Genomic DNA, 3,072 nt, shown 5'->3' with positions numbered 1-3,072 from the left:
TTATAATTTAAGAGACCAAAAATATAAATCTCGTAATAAAGACCAATATTTTCCGGAAGGATTAATGAGCGTTATTTATAATTTAGGGAGCGGTATTATTCATGATTTTTTATTTACTAAAAATAAAAGCGAACGACATTGTTTGCTTGAAAAATTAAAAGTTTTAAATGAAAATGATGTTGTAGTTCTTGACAAAGGATATTTTTGTTATCTTCTATTGTATAGATTTAACGAAAAAAATATAAAATTAGTTTGTCGGTTACAATCAGGCTCTATGAATAAAGAAGTGGAAAACTTTTGGAATAGTGAAATGGATGATGCAATTATCGATTACTATCCATCAAGTCCGGTTAAATCTGAAATAAAAAAACAAGGATATGTTTTAAATTACAAGCCAATAAAATTGAGGTTTATTAAATACAAGATTGAAAATGAAATATATGTTTGTGCGACAAATTTAATTGAAAAACAATATCCTCTCGAAGAATTTTCAAAAATTTACCATGGAAGATGGGGCATTGAAGAGCTTTATAAAATTTCTATAAATGTAGATGATTTTCATGGCAAGTCAGAAAGTACTATAAAGCAAGAGATATACGCACATGTATTGTTAATAAATATAGCTAGAATGTTTGATCTAGAAGCAAATAAACATGTTCCACCAAAAAATAAAAGGACAAAAAGTAATAAATCAACACAAGAAGAAATAATAAATAAAAATTATTGGCAGGAATTTTTTGGAGGAATTGAAAAAACAAAGATTAATTTTAAAAATTGTTTGCTTGTGATAAACAGATTTATAGAATTTTTACTATTATCAGTGCAAGAAAAAATAAGAATGACACTTCTTGAAATCTTGATAAGCATTTCGAGGGTACGACAAAAAATTAGGGTAGGCCGTCATTATCCAAGAATCTCTCACAAACCTCACAACAAATGGAGTAGGAGGGCTCGTATATCTTAGAACTCATAACCTTAACCGAATGCCATTGTTGCGCTTAGCACCATATAATTGCGTCACAATAATAACTTTTTTATAAATAAAAGGTAAAAAAATGATTAAAATTAAATATATTTTCATTACATCAACATATTTTAGTTTAATAGCAAATTCACAAGAAAAATCTTTTGTAGTTTGTTCTCGTAAAAATAATCCAATCATATGGAATTGGGCAACTCATAAAAATGGCGATTACATTGAAGTAACAGGTTATCATCTTTATGGACGTTGTGATAATACAAATTACAGTAAAGAAAATATACAAATTAATGGACAAATTATGTTTTTTGTTCTTGATCCTCAAAGTGTTTCTTTAGTCAAATCTGCATGCCCAAATGGTTATCATTTTCAACCCGCTCAGAGGTCTCAAGATGTTTGGTATCATTTTGCTGAAGTAGAAAATAACAGAATAGTAAAAATATATGATGGCTATAAAAAATGTCTTACTTCTTCTGGAGAATATGAAAAAGAAGTAAGCATTTATTGTTCAAATAAAAAAAATCGTTCCGACTGGTATTGGGCCATTAGTAAAGATCAATTTCGATATTTTCGTATTACTGTTTTTGGAGAATGGGTAAATTCAAGAGAAATAAAAAAATTTCATTCAACAAGCGTAATCTGTCGAAATGAAAATATTTTTGTTATTAGTGAAAATGATTTTTTTACGGTAATAGAAGCTTGCAAAAATGATTTTTTACCTCATCCAGCTGGAAATATTGCAAATCCTAATTGGTATAGATTTGGAGTAAAAAGTAATTTAGGAATTCAAGTTCTGTCAGGTTATGTTGACTCAGATTGTAGAGAAATAGCTATACCACGAATAGGTTAATTCATTTATGGACACACAAATGGTTCTGTTGTAAAAAAGTCGAAGAGGGGGTTCTTAGGTTCTGTCGCAAAAAGATTCCAGATGAGTTAGGAGGAGAGTTCTACTTTCGCCTAAAAGGGAATCAAGGATGGATTTTAAATGGAAACACTTTAAATCAGATATCGTTTTGGTATTGTCTCAAATTTTTCATCATGATAAGTAATTGGTGTTTCTCATCGTAATAATTTCATTATTTTTTTGGAGGTTAGAATTGAATATTTCTGAAAATAAAGAAAAGTCATTTTACTTATCTCATGGGACATTAATGTGTCGAAATTTAATTGAGTCGAGAAAATTTTATGAAGAGTTTTTAGGTCTAGAAGTTGTTCGAGCCTCAGCTGTTACAATTTATTTACGCTTAAATAGTTCGTTTTATATTGTATGTGTTGAAGCAGGAGAAAATATCCCAAACCAACATATGTTAACTCATTGGGGATTGAATTTAATTAGCAATAAAGAAGTAGATCAATTTCGTGCGCAGGCTTTAAGTTCAAAAGAATCCTATGGTTTGAAACGCATCTTACCAATGCATAAAATGCATGGAGTTTATGGTTTTTATTTTCAGGATAGAGACAATAATTGGTGGGAAATTCAGCATGATCCGCATCCTGTAGATCAAATTTTTAAAAATGGTGATGTTAATTTAGCAGTTAAAGAAGTTTCTCCTGAAAATGTGCAAAGTCAATAAAGTTCCCGGTTCTGTCGCAAAAAGATTCTAGATGAGTTAGAAGGCGTTATTCGATATTTGGTACAATAATACTTCTGTTATATCATAAGATATTGTGATTGGAGACATGCACAGCATCAATCGGGCTAACTTTGCAATAATGCATTGGTTTAATGCTAAGCTGCATCCTCGATTTACAGATATTGAAGCCCAGAGAATTCATTTGTTTTCTGAAAAAGATAAACCAGAATATGAAAAATATTTAATGCCAGTTAAGAGTTGAGAATGTGTTTTTAGAAAAAGAACATGTATTTAAAAAGGCATGCAGAAAATCTTCCGAAAACATCGACAAGCAAGCCCTTTGTTGAACGGACTTTGGATGCCGTTTGAATGCCACTAGATTCAATGAGCCAGTTGAATAGGATTTCTATTGATTGTCTAATTGAACTAACAGATTTAGAATATACTTTTTCATCGTATGAAAGAGTTTTTTTACTTCTTGAAAGTTTAATTGGAGTATGCAAGTTAGAATTTTTT

The 3,072-nt window shown here is 29.9% G+C and carries 4 protein-coding genes; all 4 read left to right on the top strand.

Translation table 11 applies throughout. The features are described 5' to 3' along the window. Positions 1-964 (top strand): transposase (locus ACIQ56_RS16180; protein WP_397602072.1); only part of this gene is annotated, 964 nt, incomplete at its 5' end. A gap of 91 nt (positions 965-1,055) precedes the next feature. Beyond that, entirely contained in the window at positions 1,056-1,829 is a 774-nt protein-coding gene (locus tag ACIQ56_RS16175) for a hypothetical protein (protein ID WP_397602071.1), read from the top strand. A 250-nt stretch (positions 1,830-2,079) separates the two neighbouring features. Then, entirely contained in the window at positions 2,080-2,556 is a 477-nt protein-coding gene (locus tag ACIQ56_RS16170; protein ID WP_397602070.1) for a VOC family protein, read from the top strand. A gap of 106 nt (positions 2,557-2,662) precedes the next feature. After that, positions 2,663-2,818 (top strand): Tn3 family transposase, encoded by a 156-nt coding sequence (locus tag ACIQ56_RS16165; protein ID WP_397602069.1) that lies wholly within the window; start codon positions 2,663-2,665, stop codon positions 2,816-2,818. The last annotated feature ends 254 nt before the right edge of the window (positions 2,819-3,072 follow it).

The sequence above is a fragment of the Silvanigrella sp. genome (genome assembly GCF_044369315.1).
Taxonomy (GTDB): Bacteria; Bdellovibrionota_B; Oligoflexia; order Silvanigrellales; family Silvanigrellaceae; genus Silvanigrella.
This window is presented reverse-complemented; position numbering and strand designations above follow the sequence as displayed.